Origin of the sequence: Streptomyces sp. NPDC048352 (genome assembly GCF_040651895.1) — a bacterium.
Classification (GTDB): Bacteria; Actinomycetota; Actinomycetes; order Streptomycetales; family Streptomycetaceae; genus Streptomyces.
Genome location: NZ_JBEZKZ010000005.1, coordinates 63962 through 83478 on the forward strand (window position 1 = coordinate 63962; position 19517 = coordinate 83478).

Consider the following 19517-nt stretch of genomic DNA (forward strand, 5'->3'; position numbering starts at 1 on the left):
ACGACGACGTCTGCGGGGCCCCTCGTCCGTGCGCGGCCGCTCAGCCGCTCAGCCGTTCACCTGCTCAGGCCCAGCTCGCGGCGGAAGAACTCCAGCTCCAGCGCCATGATCTTCTCCCGGGTGCCGCCCGGGGTCATGTGGGTCACCCCGGGCAGTGCCAGCAGCTGGTGCGGGCGGCCGGCGTCCGTGAGGGCGCGGGACAGGCGCAGGGTGTGGGAGGGGTGGACGTTGTCGTCGGCCAGGCCCGTGACCAGCAGCAGCGGCCGGGTCAGCCCGGGCGCGTCGGCGATCAGCGAGTCGCGCTCGTACACCTCGGGGTGCTCCTGCGGGAGTCCGAGGTAGCGCTCGGTGTACGCGGTGTCGTAGTGGCGGAAGTCGGTCGGCGCGGCGCCGGCGGCCGCCGCGTGGAAGACGTCCGGGCGGCGCAGTACGGCCATGGCCGACAGGTAGCCGCCGTAGGACCAGCCGCGGATCCCGACCCGGCCGAGGTCGAGGTCGCGGTGGCGTTCGCCGAGCGCCCGCAGCGCCGCGACCTGGTCCTCCAGGGTGACCTCGGAGAAGCCCCGGTACATGGCGTGGGTGAAGGCGGGCGAGACGTACGGCGTGCCCCGGTTGTCGACGGTGACGACGGCGAAGCCCTGGTCGGCCCACCACTGCCGGTGCTGCCACCGGCGCGGCTCGGCGGACACGTCCTGGTAGCCGGGGCCGCCGTAGCTGTCCATCAGCACCGGCAGCGGCCGGCCGGGGACGTGGCCGCGGGGCAGGACGAGCGCGGTGGGGACGCCGTGCTCGGTGACCCGTTCCAGGACCGGCTCCACCCGGTACGGCAGCGGCGCCGCGAGGTCGGCGGGGCTGAGCTCGCGGCCGTCGGGGGTGCGTACGGTGCGCCGGATCCCGTCGGCGTCGGCGCGGGTCAGCAGCAGGCTCCCGGCGGCCGAGGCGGACACGGAGTGCACCCCGGGCCCGTCGGCGAGCGGGGTGAGCTCCCCGCTGTCGGGGTCCAGCAGCAGCACCTGCTGCTCGGCGGGGTCGCGCAGCCCGGCCTCGATCAGCAGCCGGCCCTCGTGGACGCCGGCCACGCGGCGGACCTGTATCCCCTCGCCGGTGAGCGGTTTCCCGTCGAGGGCGAGGCCGCGCGCGGTCCCGCCGGGAGCGTCGGCGGCGGTGAGCATCCGCCCGTCGGGCAGCCGCGCCGGGGTGCCGGGCAGCGGGTCCACCCACCGGGGGTGCGTGGTGCGGGACAGCTCCCGGGTGCGGCCGGTGGCCGGGTCGGCGCTCAGCAGCAGGACGTTCTGCTGGAGCCGGTCCTGGACGGTCAGCAGGATCTCCGTCCGCGACTCCCAGCCCGCGTCGGAGACGTACGGGTACGCGGCGGCGTCCCAGTCGAGCCGTACCCGGCCGCCGCCCGGGCCGAACACCCACAGCTGCACGTCGGCGTTGGGGCCGCCCGCCTCGGGGTACGCGAAGTCCTCGGCCGGCAGCTCCGGGTGTTCCGGGTCGGCGAAGTGGCGGCGCGGGAGGGCGCTCTCGTCGACGCGGGCGGCGAGCAGGGTGACCCCGTCGGGGGACCACCAGTGGCCCCGGGGGCGGTCGAGTTCCTCGGCGGCGGCGAACTCCGCGAGGCCCCAGCGGGCCCCGTCGTCGGGGCTGACGCGGCCGCCCGGGTGGACGTACAGGGCGTCGTCGGCGACGTACGCGGTGCGCGAGCCGTCGCCGTTGGGGCGCGGGTCCAGGGCGGGGCCGGCGGCGGGGATCCGGGCGGGGGCCCCGGCGCCGTCGCAGGCGACCTCGTACAGCCGTCCGTACAGCGGGAAGACGGCGCGGCGGCCGTTGCCGGAGAGGGCGTACGAGCCGATCCCGGCGGCGACGAGGCGCGTGCGCTCGCGCAGCCGGCGCTCGGCGACGGGCAGTCCGCCCGGCTCGGGGGACAGCTCGCGCGGGTCGGCGAGCAGGGTTTCGGCGCCGGTGGCGGTGTCGAGGACCCAGAGGCCGTCGAGGGGGTCGGTGGGGCCCGTGGAGCGCAGGAACCAGAGGATGCGGCCGGCGTCGCCGAAAGCGAAGCCGCGGGGGGAGCCGTGGGTGAAGCGGGCCGTGTCGGCGGAGAGCCCGAGAAAGTGGTCCATGATCCCAGTGTGGCATGTGCAATATCACATGGCATAGCCCATTGGAGTGGTAGGCGCGGGGTCCCGGGCATAGCGTCGACTAGTGGACCCGAACGCACTGCCGAACACCACGGGGACCGACGGCACGGTCCGAGGGAGCGGAAACGGGCTGGCCCTGTTCGTGATTGCCTCCTGCCAGCTCATGGTCGTGCTCGACGTCACCATCGTGAACATCGCGTTACCACACATCCAGACCGCCCTCCACTTCTCCACCGAGAGCCTCTCCTGGGTCGTCAACGCCTACACACTCACCTTCGGCGGCCTGCTCCTGCTGGGCGGCCGCACCGGCGACATCCTCGGCAGGAAGCGCGTCTTCGTCTTCGGGATCCTGCTCTTCGGCCTGGCCTCCCTCCTCGGCGGACTCGCCCAGAGCGCCGGCCAGCTGATGGCCGCCCGCGCCCTCCAGGGCGTCGGCGGAGCCATCGCCTCCCCGACCGCGCTCGCGCTGATCACCACCACCTTCCGCGAAGGACCGGCCCGCAACCGCGCCTTCGGCGTGTTCGCCGCCGTCTCCGCGGGCGGCAGCGCGATCGGGCTCCTCGCGGGCGGGGTACTCGTCGAATGGCTCGACTGGCGCTGGGTGCTCTTCGTGAACGTCCCGATCGCCCTGCTCATCGCCGTCCTGGCGGCCAGGGTCCTGCGCGAGTCGCAACGCCACCCGGGACACTTCGACTTCCCCGGCGCGCTGCTCGGCACCGGCGGCATGGTCGCGCTCGTCTACGGCTTCATCCGCGCCTCCCAGGAGGGCTGGCGCGACGGGTTCACGCTCGGCTCCTTCGCGGCGGCCGTGGTCCTGCTGGTGCTGTTCGTCCTCAACGAGCGGCGCTCGCCCCAGCCGATCACGCCGCTGCACATGTTCGCCGACCGCAACCGGGCCGGCACGTACGGGATCATGCTCTTCCTCGCCTGCTCGATCTTCGGCATGTTCTTCTTCCTGACCCTGTTCGTGCAGAACGTGCTGGGCTTCAGCCCGCTGCGGGCCGGACTGGCCTTCCTGCCGGTCAGCGTCATGGTCGCGCTGGCGGCCGGGGTGACCTCACAGCTGCTGCCGAAGTTCGGGCCCAAGCCCTTCATGGTCACCGGCGCGCTGTGCTGCGCGGCGGGGCTGGGCTGGCTGACGTTCACCGACGTCCACTCGACCTACGCGGGCAGCATCCTCGGCCCGATCCTGGTGTTCGGCACCGGCATGGGACTGCAGTTCGTCTCCCTGACCCTGATGGCCCTGTCCGACGTCCCCGACCGGGAGTCCGGCGCGGCCTCGGGGCTGCTCAACTCCATGCAGCAGGTCGGCGGGTCGCTCGGGCTGTCCATCCTGGTCACCGTCTTCGGCACGGTCAGCCGCAACGAGGCGAAGGGCCAGGTGGCGGCCTTCCTCGGCACCGCGGGCCCCCAGGAGAAGGCCCTCTTCGCGCGCACCGGCCGGCTGCCCAAGCCCCGGGCCGACCAGGTGCTCGCCTCGGGCGTGAGCGCCGCCTTCGTGGCGGCCTCCCTCTTCACGCTGGCCGGAGCGGTGATCGCGCTCTGCGCGATCCAGGTGCGGCCCTCCGACCTGGAGCGGCTCCAGGGCAACCACACTCCGGCCGTCGTCCGGGACGAGCGCGGACGGTAGGCTCACAGGCTCATCGCAAACCGGGGGGAAATCCGATGTTCCGATCCAGCCTGCGCGGCGCCGCCGCGACCGTACTGACCGTCACCCTTGCGGCGTTCACCGTCTCCTGCGGTGGCGGTGACGGGCCGAAGGCGTCCTCGGCCCCGTCTCCCGCCCCGTCCGCCTCCTCCGCGCAGGGCTCCGGCGCCGCGTCCCCGGCCGCCGGCACCGGCGGTACGGGCGCGCCCGCGCCCGCCGGCACGCCCACCGCGCCGCCCTCCGTCGACTTCGGCAACGGCCTGCCCTCCACGCCGCCCGAACGCGTCCGCGACGCCTTCGCCGGACTCCAGGCGACCCTGGACGACTCCTGCACCCCGGGCAACTGCGCCTACTTCCTCGGCCGGGTCTACGACGAACTCCACCGCCTCGACCGCTCGATGAAGGCCGACCCGAAGGGCCCCGGGCACTTCCCGGAACCGATCGCCCTGATCGCGAAGCTCGACACGGAACTCGGCGGCGACCGCACCTTCGAGAACCTGAAGAAGCACCAGAGCACGCTGACCGGCACCCGGGACGAGATCAACACCTGGATGCAGGACCACCCCGACGACTACCGCTGACCCGCCCCTGCGCCCGCCCCGCCCCAGCGTCCGCCCCGCCCCTGCGTCCGCCCGGCCCCCGCTACCCGAGCGCCTCACGCAGCCTGGCGCCGTCGGCACGGCCCACCGTCCGCAGGGCCAGCCAGGAGCCGTCCGCGAACACCAGGTCCACCCGCGCCCGGCGGCGCCGGAGCCGGGGGACGCGGCGCGGCGCGCACGGGGCGGCGTACGACTCGCGGGCCGGATCACCCCGGCCCCAGGGCGGGCGGACGGTGACCTTCCCGGGGGCGTCGACCGTCAGGGTCCCGTACGGGCCGGCCGTCTCCTCCCGCCAGTGCGTCCAGTGGAAGCCGAACACCGCGAGGGCGAACCGGCCGGCCTCGCTGTCCCAGCCGCCGCGCAGCGCGGGCCCGTGCGCGAGCCGGCCGGCCAGCCGCAGCACCCGCTCGAAGGGGTCGAGCAGCGCCCCCACCGCGTCGGCCAGGTCGTCGGGCAGGGCCGTCAGGAAGCGGACGACGAAGAACCGGCCGAGCCGGGTCCGCAGCCGCTCCCGCGCGGGCGAGCCGGGCAGCAGCGCACGCGGCGGGCGGCGCACGTACGGGGACAGCCGGACCGGAATCTCCTCTTCCATCGGCCCATGATGACCTGCGGGCCCGGCCCGGTCCGAAAGGGACGGCCTAAACCTCCACGCGGCGGATCCGGCAGCGCGCCGGTCCCCGCGTCCGCAGCGTGATCCCGGCGCTCACCGGGATCCGCGTGTCCACGGCCTCGAACTCGTACGCCCGCAGGAGCATCGCCAGCGCGATCACGGACTCCAGCATCGAGAAGTGCTGCCCGATGCAGGCACGCGGGCCGCCGCCGAAGGGGAACCACGCGTAGCGGTGCCGGCCGGCCTCGGCCTCCGGCGCGAAACGGCCGGGGTCGAAGCGCTCCGGGTCGCTCCAGTATCGGGGGTGGCGGTGCGTCACCCAGGGGGCCAGGATCACATCGGCGCCCGCCGGAATGACGTGCCCCCCGATCTCGGTGGCGGCGACGGCCTTGCGGCCGATCACGGGCGCGGCGGGGTAGAGCCGCATGGCCTCCTTGAGCACCTGGGTGAGGTACGGGAGGCGTTCCAGGTCGGCGGCGCCGGGCGTGCGCCCGCCGTCCAGCACGCCCAGCACCTCCTCCCGCGCCCGGGCCTGCTCCTCGGGGTGGCGGCCGAGCAGGTGCAGGGTGAAGGCGAGCGAGGTGGCGGTCGTCTCGTGCCCGGCCAGCAGGAAGACGAGCACCTGGTCGCGCAGTTCGGCGGCGTCGAAGGTCGCGTCGTCCGCGCTCCGCGCGCCGGCCATCAGCGTCAGCAGGTCCTCGCCCCCGGCGGGCCCGGGGGCCGCCCCGCGCCGCTCGGCGACGATCCCGTCGCAGACGGCGTACAGCTCGTCCATCGCGGCGGCCGCCCGCCGGTTGCCCGGCGTCGGCCAGGTGCGCGGGAGGTTGGCGGGGGAGTAGCCGCGGCGCAGCACGTACTCGGTGATGACCGGAAAGCACCGGTGCACGACGTCGGCGGTGGCATCGACGTCCGCGCCGAACAGGATCCGGGACACGGCGCGCAGGGCCAGGTGCGTCATCTCGGCGGAGACGTCGACGACGCCGTCCCGCGCCTGCGCCCACGCGGCGAGGACGCCCTCGGTCTCGGCGGCGACGGCCCCGGCGTAGCCGTCCACCCGCTTGCGGGTGAACAGCGGCTGGAGCAGCCTGCGCTGGCGTACGTAGTCTCCGTCCTGGCTGGTCAGCAGGCCGTTGCCGAAGGAGTCCCGGACCTCCTGGTAGAAGGCGTTGTCCTTGCGGAAGTTGGCCGCCTCGGAGGCCAGCACCCGCTGGGCGCCCTCGGCGGAGAACACGCAGTACAGCTCGGCGCGCAGCCCGGGCGGCCCGGCGCTGATCCGTACGACGTCACCGTGCCGCTGCCGGGCCCGCAGATAGGTGCCGAGGGAGTCCGACTTCAGGTCGAACAGCGACCCGAGGACCGGCACCCCCTCGAGCCCCGGAACCCGCACCCCGTCCGCCGTGGTCCCCGTCCCGCCCGCCATGGCCGCCCCCCTCGAAACCGTCCGATGGGGGGATTCTGTCCGGCCCGCCCGTCCCGGGCGAGGCCCTGCCGGTCGTGCGGCCGGATATCGACCCCGCGGTCCGGCAGGGCCGCGCTGCCTACTTGTCGCAGGCGATGCCGTCCTTGTCCCGGTCGAGGCCCTCGCGGTAGCCGGGCTGGCCGCGGCGCATGGGCGCCACCCCCGCCGCCCTCGCGGCGTCGCAGCTCTTGTAGTAGACGCCTTCGGCGCCGCTGCCGCCGGTGGACCCGTCGGTGGGTCCCTCCGTGGCGGGCTTGGGCTTGGGCTTGGGCGGGGTCGGCGCGGGCGCCGGAACGGTCGGGGACTCCGGGGACTTCGGGGACTTCGGAGCCGTCGAGGCCGGCGCCCCGGCCCGGTCCGGGCAGGAGGTGCCGGGCGCGACGAGGGACAGTTCGACGGCGGTGCCGGCGGTGACCGCGGTGCCCGCCGCCGGCGTCTGGAAGCACACCTCCCACTCGCTGTGGTCCTTGGCCGGGGTGACGCCCGCGTACGCCCCGCGCGCCTCGACCGGCGTACTGACCACCTGCCGCACGAGCGCCTCGGCGGCGGCGGACTTCTGCCCGACGACCGCCGGCATCACCGACGGCGCGGAGGCACCGGCCGAGGCCGACGCGGACGCCGGCGGCGCCGTACCGGGCTTCCCGCCGGCCGCGCCCTTCTTCGGCGCACCGTCCTCACACCCGCCCAGCAGGAGCACGACGGCCCCCACCACGCCCACCACGGCGACACCCCGACGCTGGAACACAGCTCGACCCCCCGGATCAACAACGGAAACCGCCGCAGCCTAGACGCGCCGTCCCGCCCGAGTCAGCGGGTTTGTCATATTCATCCGCCCGCGGGGACCCGACGAGGGCCGGTGAGGTCTAGTCTCGCGGCGTGGACCTGCACCAGGTGTACCCCTCCGGTTTCCGGTAGCGCACCCAGGAACGACCTGGGGCGCGCTGGAGGCCTTCATGTCCCGCACCGCCCACCACACCGCCGATCAACGCACCCCGTACGGCCGTCAGCGCCGCGAGGAGCACGACCGGCTGGACCGGCACCGGATCCAGCACACCGGCCCCTGGCGCCGGGTCGACATCCGCACCCTGCGGTACTCCGCCACCGAACTCCGCGCCGCCGAAAAGGAAGGCCGGCGCCCCCGGCCGCAGGAGGTTCGTCGCTCCTTCGACATCTGGCGGTACTGCTGCGCCTTCACGGGGTCCCTGTCCGAGGCGGCAAACCTGGAGGAGCGCACCGCCAGGGCTCGGCTCCGCGTCGCGGCACGGAAGGCGCTGTTCGACCCCGAGACGGTCATCGAGCCCTACCGCACCCGCTACCAGGCCCACTGGGACTCCTGGTGACGCTGCTTCCGTCATCGGCTTCCCGGACATGACGGAGCCCCCGCCCCCGGATCACTCCGGGGGCGGGGGCCAGGTTGCCCGGCATCCCCCGGTGCTCCAGGAGGCGCCTCGACGGGTGCAAGCGTCCCTGGACGCGCGGGCCTCAGATGTCCCGGAAGATCTCGATCTGGGCGCCCACCGAGTTGAGGCGTTCCGCCAGTTCCTCGTAGCCGCGGTTGATGACGTAGACGTTGCGCAGCACCGAGGTGCCCTCCGCGGCCATCATGGCCAGGAGCACGACCACCGCCGGGCGCAGGGCCGGCGGGCACATCATCTCCGCCGCGCGCCAGCGGGTGGGGCCCTCGACCAGGACGCGGTGGGGGTCCAGGAGCTGGAGGCGGCCGCCGAGGCGGTTGAGGTCGGTCAGGTAGATGGCCCGGTTGTCGTACACCCAGTCGTGGATCAGGGTCTGGCCCTGGGCGGCCGCGGCGATGGCGGCGAAGAACGGGACGTTGTCGATGTTCAGCCCCGGGAACGGCATCGGGTGGATCTTGTCGATCGGGGCTTCGAGCTTGGAGGGGCGGACCGTGAGGTCGACCAGGCGGGTGCGGCCGTTGTCCGCGACGTACTCCGCCGAGCGGTCGTGGTCGAGGCCCATCTCCTCCAGGACCGCGAGCTCGATCTCCATGAACTCGATCGGGACCCGGCGGATCGTCAGCTCCGACTCGGTGACGACGGCGGCCGCCACCAGGCTCATCGCCTCGACCGGGTCCTCGGAGGGGGAGTAGTCGACGTCGGCGTCGATGACCGGAATGCCGTGGACGGTCAGCGTGGTGGTGCCGATGCCCTCGACCTTCACGCCCAGCGCCTCCAGGAAGAAGCACAGGTCCTGGACCATGTAGTTCGAGGAGGCGTTGCGGATGACGGTGACGCCGTCGTGGCGCGCCGCGGCCAGCAGGGCGTTCTCGGTGACCGTGTCCCCGCGCTCGGTCAGGACGATCGGACGGCCGGGGGAGACGCCCGCCGCGACCTTCGCGTGGTAGATGCCCTCGGTCGCGGTGATGTCCAGGCCGAAGCGGCGCAGGGCGATCATGTGGGGCTCGATGGTGCGGGTGCCGAGGTCGCAGCCGCCGGCGTACGGCAGGCGGAACTGGTCCATGCGGTGCAGCAGCGGGCCCAGGAACATGATGATGCTGCGGGTGCGGCGGGCCGCGTCGGCGTCGATGGCGTCCATGTCGAGGCGGGCCGGCGGGACGATCTCCAGGTCCACGCCGTCGTTGATCCACCGGGTGCGGACGCCGATGGAGTTGAGGACCTCCAGGAGGCGGTAGACCTCTTCGATGCGGGCCACCCGGCGCAGGACGGTGCGGCCCTTGTTGAGCAGTGAGGCGCACAGCAGCGCCACGCACGCGTTCTTGCTCGTCTTGACGTCGATGGCGCCGGAGAGGCGGCGGCCGCCGACGACGCGCAGGTGCATCGGGCCGGCGTAGCCCAGGGAGACGATCTCGCTGTCGAGCGCTTCACCGATTCGGGCGATCATCTCAAGGCTGATGTTCTGGTTGCCGCGCTCGATGCGGTTGACGGCACTCTGGCTGGTGCCCAGGGCGTCGGCGAGCTGACTCTGTGTCCAGCCACGGTGCTGCCGGGCGTCACGGATGAGCTTGCCGATGCGTACGAGGTAGTCGTCTGCCATGGGTGCACCGTATCTCAGATATGAGATGGTGATCGAGTTGGGTAGGGCCAAACGGGTGTTATTCGACGTCAGATGGCCTTCTGCGGCCTATGTCCGGGTTGCGGGTGCGGGGGGCGAGGGGGCCGCGGCCCGGCCCCCTCGACGCCCCCGCGAGGCCCTCCCCTCGCCCCTCAGCGCTCCGTGCAGCCGCAGGCCCGGTGCCGGCCTCCGTGCACCGCGGCGTACGAGGCCGGGCGCGGTCCCGCCGCCGCGCGTGCCAGTCCGGCCGCCGCCGCCCGGCCCGCCGCCGAGTCGGCGTCGTGCACCACCCGGCCGCCGACCAGCGTCATCCGCACCCGCGTCCCGCTGATGTCGGCCACCGGGCACCGCGTCACATCCCGGTCCAGCAGCACCAGATCCGCCGCCTTGCCCCGCTCCACCGTGCCGGTCAGCCCCTCCTGCCGCAGCTGCCAGGCCGTACCCAGGGTGTGCATCCGCAGGACGGAGGTGCGGCTCAGGGCCTCCAGCTCCGGGTGGAGCGCGCCCGTGCCGGAGTCACCCTGGCGGTCGATCGCGGTGCGGAGCTGGTTCCACACCTGGAGCGCGTCCACCGGCCAGTCGGACCCGCCGGTCAGCCGGGCGCCGGCGCGCTCGAGGCTGCGTGCCGGGTACAGCCGGCGGTGCCGCTCCGGCCCGATGTACGGCAGCAGCGCCTCCATCGTCCAGGTGTCCTCGGCGGCCCACTGGAGCTGCATGCAGGCGGCCACCCCCAGTTCGGCGAACCGCCGCAGGTCGGCGGGGTGGACGAGCTGGAGGTGCGCGATCGCGTTGCGGGGGTCGCGCCGCCCCGTGATCCGGCGCGCGGCCTCGTATCCGTCCAGGGCGGTGCGCACCGCCCGGTCGCCCAGGCCGTGGGCGTGCATCTGCCAGCCGATCCCGTTGAACGCGGCGGTCAGCCGCCCGTAGTCGGCCGCCGAGGTGTACAGCTCGCCCCGGTTGGCCGTGGGGCGGCCCTGTCCGTCGAGGTACGGCTCCAGCAGCGCGGCCGTCTGCGCCGGGTACTCGATGACCCCGTCGAGGAACACCTTCACGGTGCCGAAGCGCAGCCCCGCCACCTCGCGGAACTCCCGCTCCAGGTCCCGCGCGTACGCCACCGAGCCGGCCGGGTCCCTCGTCTGCTCCACGTCCAGCCGGATCGCCGGGACGATCCGCTGCGGCAGCCGGCCGGCGGCGGAGAGCGCCCGGTAGAGCTCCAGTTCGTGCCGCCCCACGAGCGCGTCCATCATCGTGGTCACCCCGGAGGCCGCCGCCCGTCCCAGCACCTTCGCGCAGGCCTCGACCAGTTCGGCCCGGGTGGGCGCCGGGACGTGCCGCTTCACCAGCTCCTGCGCGTCGTCCTTGAGTACGCCGCTCGGCTGCCCGTCCGGGCCCTTGACGATCCGGCCGCCGGGCGGGTCGGGCGTGGCGGCGGTGATGCCCGCGACGTCCAGGGCCCGCTGGGAGGCCCACAGGTTGTGCCCGTCACCGCCGACGAGGACGACCGGCCGCCGAGTCGGCAGCGCGTCCAGCAGCGCGTGGTGCGGGAGGGTGCCGGCGGGCAGCAGCCCGACCGGGTTCCAGTCCTCCACCACCAGCCAGGTGTCGGGCTCGGCGCCCGCGCCGCCGGTGTCTGCGAGGAAGCCCGTGAGGATCTCCGCCAGCTGGGCCGCCGTCGTCAGCGCGCCCTCCAGCGACGGCCGCAGCGAGCGGTCGCCGGCCCCGAGCGGGTGGACGTGCCCGTCGTGGATCCCGCTCATCAGGGTGGCCCCGCGCGCGTCGACGACCTCGGTGTCCCGGCCGGCCAGCCGGCGTACCTCGGCGTCCCCGCCCGCGGCCAGGATCCGCCCGTCGCGGCCGACCGCCACCGCCGTCACCGGCGCGCCGCCCGGGGTGCCCGTGAACACCCGCGCGCCGCGCACCACCAGTGCCGCCGAGCCCCGCGCCGACCCCGCCGACCCTGCCGACGCCGCCGAGGCGCTGCCGGCACCGAGCAGACCCCCCGCTCCGGCGGCACCGGCCGCCGCGAGGAGCCCGCGCCGGGAAACAGAAGACGTCATGACCACTCCAAACCGTTGGCTGTGGCCAGGACACTGGGTGATTAACCCCTTAACCAGAACCCGCCCGCGGCGACGGAATCCGCACCGGGGAGCCGCCCCCGCGATCCGCCCGCGCCGCCCCCTCACCGCGCCCCGCGGCACTCCGTACGATGGCCCGCGTGCCGCCCGGACCGACCCTCGCCGACATCGCCCGCGCCGCGGAGGTGTCCACCGCCACGGTCTCGCACGCCCTCAACGGCACCGGCCGCCTCGGCGAGAGCACCCGCCGCCGGGTCCGCGAGGTCGCGACCGGCCTGGGGTACGGCGCCCCGCGCGCGCCCCGGACCCGCACCCTGGGCCTGGCCGTGACCACCTTCGCCGGGGCCGCGTGGAACTTCGTGGCCGTCGCCTACTTCGCCCGCTGGCTGACCGCCGCCACCTCCGCCGCCCACGCCCACGGCTACGCCCTGACCACCCTCCCGGCCGACCGCGGGGCCGGGACCCCGTGGCACCACCTCGCCGTCGACGGCATGCTGCTGCTCGACAGCCCCTGCGACGACCCGGTGCTGCGCGCCCTGCGCGCCCGGGGCATCCCGCTCGTCTTCGACGGGCGGCCCGCCGATCCGCGTCCCGGCGACGTCTGGGTCGACAACGACCACGCCGCGACCACCCGTGAGGTCCTCGACCACCTCGCGGCGTCCGGCGCCGGCCGCATCGCGCTGCACGGCGGCTTCGGCGACGAGCACTACACCCGGGCCGTCACCGAGGCGTACGAGCGCTGGTGCGCGCGGCGGGGCCGGCCGCCGCTGCTGATCCGCTTCGACCCGCACGACGGCCCCGGCCACGCCTTCGACCGGGCCTTCGCGGAGGGAGCGGCCGACGCCGTGTACTCCCTGTACGACCCCGGCGGCCGCCAGGTGCTGGCCGCCGCCGCGCGGCACGGCCTGGCGGTGCCGGCGGACCTGCTGCTGGTGTGCGCCAGCGAGGACCCGGCGTACGCGCACGCCCGGCCCCCGGTGACCACCGTGACCCTCCACCCGGAGGCCCTCGCCGGGGCGGCGGTGTCGGCCCTCGTGGCGCTGCTGGAGCCGGCCGCCCCGGTGCGCTCGGGCGGCCCCTCCGCCCCGGCCGCCCCGGTCACCGTCCCGGCGGCCCTGCTCCAGCGGATCTCGTCCGTTCGTTGAGCGCGGCATGGCGAGAGTGGACCGTCCGGCGCGAGGGAGCGGACAGCGCGACGTGACGAGAGGGAGGCGTGCTGACCACCAGCCGCGGCCATGTACTAGAGTTATCTCGACATCGAGATATCTGCCGAAGGCGTTCCGCAGCCGCCCCCGCTGATAAGGGTTACCTAACTTAGCCCTACCTTAGCGGATTGGCCCCAGGGCGTGGCGGCAGGATTGCGGTTATACGCGCGAAATCATGCATGAAGGAGACTGTCGTGTCGGCGAACAGCTTCGACGCCCGCAGCACGCTGCAGGTGGGCGACGAGTCGTACGAGATCTTCCGGCTGGACAAGGTCGAGGGCGCCGCGCGCCTTCCCTACAGCCTGAAGGTCCTGCTGGAGAACCTGCTCCGCACCGAGGACGGCGCGAACATCACCGCCGACCACATCCGGGCGCTCGGCGGCTGGGACTCCCAGGCGCAGCCCAGCCAGGAGATCCAGTTCACGCCGGCCCGCGTGATCATGCAGGACTTCACCGGCGTTCCCTGTGTCGTGGACCTCGCCACCATGCGTGAGGCCGTGAAGGAGCTCGGCGGCGACCCGTCCAAGATCAACCCGCTGGCCCCGGCCGAGCTGGTCATCGACCACTCGGTCATCGCCGACAAGTTCGGCACCAAGGACGCGTTCTCCCAGAACGTGGAGCTGGAGTACGGCCGCAACAAGGAGCGCTACCAGTTCCTGCGCTGGGGCCAGACCGCCTTCGACGAGTTCAAGGTCGTCCCCCCGGGCACCGGCATCGTCCACCAGGTCAACATCGAGCACCTGGCCCGCACGGTCATGGTCCGGGGCGGCCAGGCCTACCCCGACACCCTCGTCGGCACCGACTCGCACACCACCATGGTCAACGGCCTGGGCGTGCTGGGCTGGGGCGTCGGCGGCATCGAGGCCGAGGCCGCGATGCTCGGCCAGCCGGTCTCCATGCTGATCCCGCGCGTCGTGGGCTTCAAGCTGACCGGCGAGCTGCCGACCGGCACCACCGCCACCGACCTGGTGCTGACCATCACCGAGATGCTGCGCAAGCACGGCGTCGTCGGCAAGTTCGTCGAGTTCTACGGTGAGGGCGTCGCCGCCACCTCCCTCGCGAACCGCGCCACCATCGGCAACATGTCGCCGGAGTTCGGCTCCACCGCCGCGATCTTCCCGATCGACGACGAGACGCTGAAGTACCTGCGCCTGACGGGCCGCGACGCCCAGCAGGTCGCGCTGGTCGAGGCGTACGCCAAGGAGCAGGGCCTGTGGCTGGACCCGGCCGCCGAGCCGGACTTCTCCGAGAAGCTGGAGCTCGACCTCTCCACGGTCGTCCCCTCCATCGCCGGCCCGAAGCGCCCGCAGGACCGCATCGTCCTGGCCAACGCCGCGCAGCAGTTCGCCCAGGACGTCCGCAACTACGTCGACGACGTGGACGAGGCGGGCAAGGAGTCCTTCCCGGCCTCCGACGCCCCGGCGAACCACCCGAACGGCGCCCCGTCCAAGCCCACCCTGGTGACCCTGGCCGACGGCTCCTCCTTCGAGATCGACCACGGCGCCGTCACCGTCGCCGCGATCACCTCCTGCACCAACACCTCGAACCCCTACGTCATGGTCGCCGCCGCGCTCGTGGCCAAGAAGGCGGTCGAGAAGGGCCTGACCCGCAAGCCGTGGGTCAAGACCACCCTGGCCCCCGGTTCGAAGGTCGTCACCGACTACTTCGACAAGGCCGGCCTGACCCCGTACCTGGACAAGATGGGCTTCAACCTCGTCGGGTACGGCTGCACCACCTGCATCGGCAACTCCGGTCCTCTGGACGAGGAGATCTCGAAGGCGATCAACGAGCACGACCTCGCGGTCACCTCGGTGCTCTCCGGCAACCGCAACTTCGAGGGCCGCATCAACCCCGACGTCAAGATGAACTACCTGGCCTCCCCGCCGCTGGTCGTCGCGTACGCCATCGCGGGCTCCATGAAGGTGGACATCACCAAGGACGCCATCGGCACCGACACCGAGGGCAAGCCGGTCTTCCTCCAGGACATCTGGCCGTCCGAGGCCGAGGTCAACGACGTCGTGGCGAACGCCATCGGCGAGGACATGTTCAACAAGTCCTACCAGGACGTCTTCGCGGGCGACGCCCAGTGGCAGGCGCTGTCGATCCCGACCGGCAACACCTTCGAGTGGGACCCGCAGTCCACCTACGTGCGCAAGCCCCCCTACTTCGAGGGCATGACGATGGAGACCACCCCGGTCTCCGACATCGCCGGCGCCCGCGTGCTGGCGAAGCTGGGCGACTCGGTCACCACCGACCACATCTCCCCGGCCGGTGCGATCAAGGCCGACACCCCGGCCGGCAAGTACCTCACCGAGCACGGCGTCGAGCGCCGCGACTTCAACTCGTACGGTTCCCGCCGCGGCAACCACGAGGTCATGATCCGCGGCACCTTCGCCAACATCCGCCTGCGCAACCAGATCGCGCCGGGCACCGAGGGCGGCTTCACCCGCGACTTCACCGTCGAGGGCGCACCGGTCTCCTTCATCTACGACGCCTCCCAGAACTACCAGGCCGCCGGCATCCCGCTGGTCATCCTGGCGGGCAAGGAGTACGGCTCCGGCTCGTCCCGCGACTGGGCGGCCAAGGGCACCGCGCTGCTCGGCGTCAAGGCCGTCATCGCCGAGTCCTACGAGCGCATCCACCGCTCGAACCTGATCGGCATGGGCGTCCTGCCCCTGCAGTTCCCCGAGGGCGCCACCGCGGCCTCCCTGGGCCTCACCGGCGAGGAGACCTTCTCCTTCACCGGTGTGGAGGAGCTGAACAACGGCACCACCCCGCGCACGGTGAAGGTCACCACCGACACCGGTGTCTCCTTCGACGCGGTCGTCCGCATCGACACGCCGGGTGAGGCCGACTACTACCGCAACGGCGGCATCATGCAGTACGTCCTGCGGAACCTCATCCGCGGCTAAGGGCGCGCCAGGCGGAGCGATCCGCCGTCTGTCGGCACCATAGGGCCGTACCCCCGTCAAGGGGGTGCGGCCCTTCCGCTTTTCGTGGCGGACGGTCCCAGGTGACGGACAGGTCTCAACTCGGAAAAGCCGGGAACGATCCTTGTGCACGATCTTGCTCAGCCGAGCGGAAGTGGACTATACCTGTGCGCGTCCGGGCCACCGCGCGACGAGCGGCCCCGGGCCGGGGGATGCCGGGGGACCTGCGGTGATGCCCGCATGGACGGCAACTGCCGTGATTTCCGGCCTCCTTCACCCTCCTGACGAAGGCGAGGACATGAGCATGGGATCCACCGGTGAGGGCCTCGGCCGCCGTGATCTGATCAAGCGTTCCGCAGCGCTCGGACTGATCAGCGTGCCGACGATGAGCTTCCTGTCCGCCTGCGCCTCCGGCGGCGAGGGCACGACGAAGGGCCCCGACAAGGGGGCCGTGTCCAAGGAGAACCCCTTCGGCCTCGCCAAGGGCGGCAAGCTCGACGTGGTCATCTTCAAGGGCGGTTTCGGCGACGACTACGCGAAGGCCTGGGAGGCCGCCTTCGACAAGAAGTGGGGCACCACCAGCTCCCACCTGGGCACCCAGGAGATCGCGGCCAAGCTCCAGCCCCGCTTCAACGGCGGCACCCCGCCGGACGTCCTCAACGACTCCGGCGCCCAGATGATCAAGATCGACGTCCTCGCCAAGGGCGGCCAGCTCGCCGACCTGAGCGCGCTCCTCGACGCCCCCTCGCTCGACGACCCGGCCAAGAAGGTCCGCGACACCCTGATCGCCGGCACGGTCCAACAGGGCACCCAGGGCGGCACGTTCGTCGCCCTCAACTACGTCTACACCGTCTTCGGCCTCTGGTACTCCGGCAAGCTCTTCAAGGAGAAGGGCTGGACCGAGCCGAAGACCTGGGACGAGTTCCTGGCCGTCTGCGCCAAGGCCAAGGAGGCCGGCATCGGCGGCCTGGCCCACCAGGGCAAGTACCCGTACTACATCAATGTCGTCATCATGGACCTGATCGCCAAGAAGGGCGGTCTGGAGGCCATGAAGGCCATCGACAACCTGGAGCCGAACGCCTTCGAGGGCAACCCCGCCGCCCTGGCCGCCGTCGAGGCGGTCTACGAGGTGGTCGAGAAGGGCTACCTCATGCCCGGCACCAACGGCCTCACCCACACGGAGTCCCAGACCGCCTGGAACCAGTACAAGGCGGCCTTCATCCCCTCCGGCTCCTGGCTGGAGAACGAGCAGCTCAAGCAGACCCCGGAGGACTTCGACATGAAGTTCCTGCCGGTACCGCTGCTCGCCGACAGCAAACTGCCCTTCACCGCCATCCGCGCCGGCGCCAACGAGGCCTTCGTCGTCCCGGAGAAGGCCGCCAACAAGGCCGGCGGCCTGGAGTTCCTGCGCACCATGCTCTCCCGCGAATGGTCGACGGTCTTCGCCCAGCAGGCCAACTCGCTCACCGTCGTCAAGGACGGGGTCGACCCGGGCGTCAAGCTCCGCCCGGGCACCCAGTCGGCCGTCGCCGCGGTCAAGGCGGCCGGGGAGAACACCTTCAACTACCTCTACCCCGACTGGTACAGCGAGATGGACGCCGACATCCAGAACGCGTCCAATGAGCTGATGGCCCAGCGGATCCAGCCGAAGGAGTGGATCAGGCGGGCCCAGGCTGCGGTAGACAAGGCTGCCAAGGACCCCAACGCCAAGAACAACCACCGCAGCTGACCCCGCGTCCACCGGCAGCGTCACCAGGGACGGACACCATGAGCCACCTAGCCCGGCGCAGGGGAAGGGCCGGCTTCATCGCCGGCTTCCTCCTCCTGCCGCTCGCGCTGTACCTGACCTTCGTCATCTGGCCGTACGTCCAGACGTTCGGCTATTCCTTCACCAACTGGTCGGGGCAGTCGCCGACCTTCGACTTCGTCGGCCTGGAGAACTACTCCACCCTGCTGGAGGACGAGGTCTTCCGCGACGCCCTGTGGCACAACCTGCTGCTCCTGGTGTTCGTCCCCGTCATCACCATCCTGCTCGCCCTCTTCTTCGCCTTCATGGTGAACGCGGGAGGGCGCAGCGGGGCCGGCGGGGTGCGAGGCGTGCGGGGATCGGGCTTCTACAAGATCGTCTACTTCTTCCCGCAGGTCCTCTCCCTGGCCATCCTCGCGGTGCTCTTCGGAGCGGTGTACCGCAGCGACGAGGGCGGCCTGCTGAACGGGCTCCTCGCCCGGATCGGGCTCGTCGACCCGGCCGACCCCGTCGAATGGCTCAACCGGCCCGGCCTCGTCCTGTGGTGCCTGCTGCTGGTGGTGGTCTGGCACGGCGTCGGCTTCTACCTCGTCCTCTTCTCGGCGGCCATGCAGTCCGTGCCCAAGGACATCTACGAGGCCGCCCTGCTCGACGGCGCGGGGCGCGCCCAGACCTTCTTCAGGGTCACGCTGCCCCTGCTGTGGGACTCTGTGCAGACCTCCGCGGTCTACCTGGGCATCGCCGCGATGGACATGTTCGTCCTGGTGTCGACCATGACCTCGGGCCAGTTCGGCGGCGGACCCGACCACCACAGCGAGGTCATGGCGACGGTGCTGATGCGCAACTTCCTGTACTTCGGCAAGAGCGGATACGCCTGCGCCATGGGCGTGGTCATGCTCGCCCTGACCATGATCCTCTCCATCGTCACGCTGCGCGCCACCCGCCGCGAGCGCATCGAGTTCTGAGAGGAGATCCCCGATGACCGCAGAGTCCACTGTGATCAAGGCGCCGGGCGAGCCCTCGCCCGAGCGGTCCGGCGGCGCCGGCGGCCGCGCCCGGGACGGCGGGAGGCGCCGTTCCGACGGCATGGTGCTGAACGTCTTCTCGCACGGCTTCCTCGCCGTCTGGGCGCTCCTGATCGTCCTGCCGCTGGTCTGGCTGGCCCTCGGCTCGTTCAAGACCGACAGCCAGATCGGCGCCTCGGCCCTCGGCTGGCCCTCCCACTGGCACTTCGACGCCTTCGGCCGGGCCTGGGACAAGGGCATCGGCGGCTACTTCGGCCACACGCTGATCGTGATGGCCTTCTCGGTGCCGCTGACCATGCTGCTCGGTTCCATGGCCGCGTACGTACTGGCCCGCTACCCCTTCCGGGGGAACCGGATCATCTACTACTTCTTCGTCAGCGGGGCGATGTTCCCCGTCTTCCTGGCGCTCGTGCCGCTGTTCTTCATGGTCAAGCGCCTGGACATGCTCAACACGTACCAGGGGCTGATCCTGGTCTACATCGCCTACTCGATGCCCTTCACCGTCTTCTTCATGCACTCCTTCTTCCGGACCCTGCCGACGGCGGTGCACGAGGCGGCGGTGATCGACGGGGCCTCCGACACCCGGATCTTCTTCCAGGTGATGCTGCCGATGGCCAAGCCCGGCCTGATCAGCGTGGGGATATTCAATGTCCTGGGCCAGTGGAACCAGTACATCCTGCCCTCCGTGCTGATGCAGCCCCAGAGCGGCTCCGACCCCGAGCGCTACTTGCTCACCCAGGGTCTGATCCAGCTCCAGTACCAGATGGGCTACGAGACGGACCTGCCGGTCCTCTTCGCCGGCGTGACCATCGCGATGATCCCCATGCTCGTGGTCTACCTGTCCTTCCAGCGCCAGATCCAGGCCGGGCTGACCTCCGCGACGCTCAAGTAGCCGCTGCCGACCGGATGACGTATGCCTGACAGGAGAGTCACGGCGTGCGGGGGGAGGGGAAAAGGAGGATCATCGGGTTCGCTCCGCCTCAGGCTCTTGACGACTGGATACCTAAAGGCTCGACTTAAGGTTCACAAGTTGGAGAGACGCCGGGGT

The 19517-nt window shown here is 72.1% G+C and carries 14 protein-coding genes; 8 read left to right on the top strand and 6 right to left on the bottom strand.

Annotated elements, in window-relative coordinates:
* Window positions 1-56: 56 nt before the first annotated feature.
* Complete coding sequence (locus AB0D45_RS04710) at window positions 57-2123, bottom strand: prolyl oligopeptidase family serine peptidase (RefSeq protein WP_362455280.1); 2067 nt, start codon at window positions 2121-2123, stop codon at window positions 57-59.
* A gap of 181 nt (window positions 2124-2304) precedes the next feature.
* Between AB0D45_RS04710 and AB0D45_RS04715 the strand changes: the two genes are divergently transcribed.
* Together AB0D45_RS04715 and AB0D45_RS04720 are read left to right on the top strand one after the other, a co-directional pair.
* The gene (locus AB0D45_RS04715) at window positions 2305-3771 is read left to right on the top strand and encodes an MFS transporter (protein WP_362455343.1); all 1467 of its coding nucleotides are present in this window, start codon (window positions 2305-2307) and stop codon (window positions 3769-3771) included.
* A gap of 35 nt (window positions 3772-3806) precedes the next feature.
* The gene (locus tag AB0D45_RS04720) at window positions 3807-4370 is read left to right on the top strand and encodes a hypothetical protein (RefSeq protein WP_362455281.1); all 564 of its coding nucleotides are present in this window, start codon (window positions 3807-3809) and stop codon (window positions 4368-4370) included.
* A gap of 61 nt (window positions 4371-4431) precedes the next feature.
* On the opposite strand, the gene AB0D45_RS04725 is transcribed toward AB0D45_RS04720, so the two are convergent.
* From AB0D45_RS04725 to AB0D45_RS04735, 3 genes are all read right to left on the bottom strand, one after another.
* Window positions 4432-4980, bottom strand: coding sequence for a hypothetical protein (locus tag AB0D45_RS04725; protein ID WP_362455282.1), 549 nt, complete (start codon window positions 4978-4980; stop codon window positions 4432-4434).
* A gap of 46 nt (window positions 4981-5026) precedes the next feature.
* A complete protein-coding gene (locus AB0D45_RS04730; RefSeq protein WP_362455283.1) occupies window positions 5027-6418 on the bottom strand; it encodes a cytochrome P450 in 1392 nt (463 codons plus the stop codon).
* Between the two features lie 118 nt (window positions 6419-6536).
* Window positions 6537-7202, bottom strand: coding sequence for an excalibur calcium-binding domain-containing protein (locus AB0D45_RS04735; RefSeq protein WP_362455284.1), 666 nt, complete (start codon window positions 7200-7202; stop codon window positions 6537-6539).
* 208 nt (window positions 7203-7410) lie between these two features.
* Between AB0D45_RS04735 and AB0D45_RS04740 the strand changes: the two genes are divergently transcribed.
* Window positions 7411-7797 carry a hypothetical protein gene (locus AB0D45_RS04740; RefSeq protein WP_362455285.1) on the top strand — a complete coding sequence of 129 codons (387 nt, stop codon included), beginning with the start codon at window positions 7411-7413 and terminating at the stop codon, window positions 7795-7797.
* 142 nt (window positions 7798-7939) lie between these two features.
* Here AB0D45_RS04740 and AB0D45_RS04745 read toward each other — a convergent pair whose 3' ends face one another.
* Together AB0D45_RS04745 and AB0D45_RS04750 are read right to left on the bottom strand one after the other, a co-directional pair.
* Window positions 7940-9469 (bottom strand): UDP-N-acetylglucosamine 1-carboxyvinyltransferase, encoded by a 1530-nt coding sequence (locus tag AB0D45_RS04745; protein WP_362455286.1) that lies wholly within the window; start codon window positions 9467-9469, stop codon window positions 7940-7942.
* Between the two features lie 170 nt (window positions 9470-9639).
* Complete coding sequence (locus AB0D45_RS04750) at window positions 9640-11544, bottom strand: amidohydrolase (RefSeq protein ID WP_362455287.1); 1905 nt, start codon at window positions 11542-11544, stop codon at window positions 9640-9642.
* A 149-nt stretch (window positions 11545-11693) separates the two neighbouring features.
* Here AB0D45_RS04750 and AB0D45_RS04755 point away from each other — a divergent pair, with 149 nt between their 5' ends.
* The 5 genes from AB0D45_RS04755 to AB0D45_RS04775 all read left to right on the top strand — a co-directional run bounded on the left by AB0D45_RS04755 (window position 11694) and on the right by AB0D45_RS04775 (window position 19361).
* Window positions 11694-12707, top strand: a complete 1014-nt coding sequence (locus AB0D45_RS04755) for a LacI family DNA-binding transcriptional regulator (protein ID WP_362455288.1) — start codon at window positions 11694-11696, stop codon at window positions 12705-12707.
* Window positions 12708-12961: 254 nt separating this feature from the next.
* Complete coding sequence (gene acnA / locus AB0D45_RS04760; RefSeq protein ID WP_362455289.1) at window positions 12962-15679, top strand: aconitate hydratase AcnA; 2718 nt, start codon at window positions 12962-12964, stop codon at window positions 15677-15679.
* 316 nt (window positions 15680-15995) lie between these two features.
* Window positions 15996-17426 carry an N-acetylglucosamine/diacetylchitobiose ABC transporter substrate-binding protein gene (ngcE, locus tag AB0D45_RS04765; RefSeq protein ID WP_362455290.1) on the top strand — a complete coding sequence of 477 codons (1431 nt, stop codon included), beginning with the start codon at window positions 15996-15998 and terminating at the stop codon, window positions 17424-17426.
* Between the two features lie 38 nt (window positions 17427-17464).
* Complete coding sequence (locus AB0D45_RS04770) at window positions 17465-18409, top strand: sugar ABC transporter permease (protein WP_362455291.1); 945 nt, start codon at window positions 17465-17467, stop codon at window positions 18407-18409.
* Window positions 18410-18422: 13 nt separating this feature from the next.
* Window positions 18423-19361, top strand: a complete 939-nt coding sequence (locus AB0D45_RS04775; RefSeq protein ID WP_362455292.1) for a carbohydrate ABC transporter permease — start codon at window positions 18423-18425, stop codon at window positions 19359-19361.
* Window positions 19362-19517 lie beyond the last annotated feature (156 nt).

Bases quoted from the DNA above. Each gene is read 5' to 3' on its own strand.
- AB0D45_RS04755 (WP_362455288.1), top strand. From the start codon at position 11,694: ATGGCCCGCGTGCCGCCCGGACCGACCCTCGCCGACATCGCCCGCGCC.
- ngcE (WP_362455290.1), top strand. From the start codon at position 15,996: ATGAGCATGGGATCCACCGGTGAGGGCCTCGGCCGCCGTGATCTGATC.
- AB0D45_RS04750 (WP_362455287.1), bottom strand. From the start codon at position 11,544: ATGACGTCTTCTGTTTCCCGGCGCGGGCTCCTCGCGGCGGCCGGTGCC.
- AB0D45_RS04715 (WP_362455343.1), top strand. From the start codon at position 2,305: ATGGTCGTGCTCGACGTCACCATCGTGAACATCGCGTTACCACACATC.
- AB0D45_RS04740 (WP_362455285.1), top strand. From the start codon at position 7,411: ATGTCCCGCACCGCCCACCACACCGCCGATCAACGCACCCCGTACGGC.
- AB0D45_RS04775 (WP_362455292.1), top strand. From the start codon at position 18,423: ATGACCGCAGAGTCCACTGTGATCAAGGCGCCGGGCGAGCCCTCGCCC.
- AB0D45_RS04770 (WP_362455291.1), top strand. From the start codon at position 17,465: ATGAGCCACCTAGCCCGGCGCAGGGGAAGGGCCGGCTTCATCGCCGGC.
- AB0D45_RS04725 (WP_362455282.1), bottom strand. From the start codon at position 4,980: ATGGAAGAGGAGATTCCGGTCCGGCTGTCCCCGTACGTGCGCCGCCCG.
- AB0D45_RS04720 (WP_362455281.1), top strand. From the start codon at position 3,807: ATGTTCCGATCCAGCCTGCGCGGCGCCGCCGCGACCGTACTGACCGTC.
- AB0D45_RS04710 (WP_362455280.1), bottom strand. From the start codon at position 2,123: ATGGACCACTTTCTCGGGCTCTCCGCCGACACGGCCCGCTTCACCCAC.
- AB0D45_RS04745 (WP_362455286.1), bottom strand. From the start codon at position 9,469: ATGGCAGACGACTACCTCGTACGCATCGGCAAGCTCATCCGTGACGCC.
- AB0D45_RS04730 (WP_362455283.1), bottom strand. From the start codon at position 6,418: ATGGCGGGCGGGACGGGGACCACGGCGGACGGGGTGCGGGTTCCGGGG.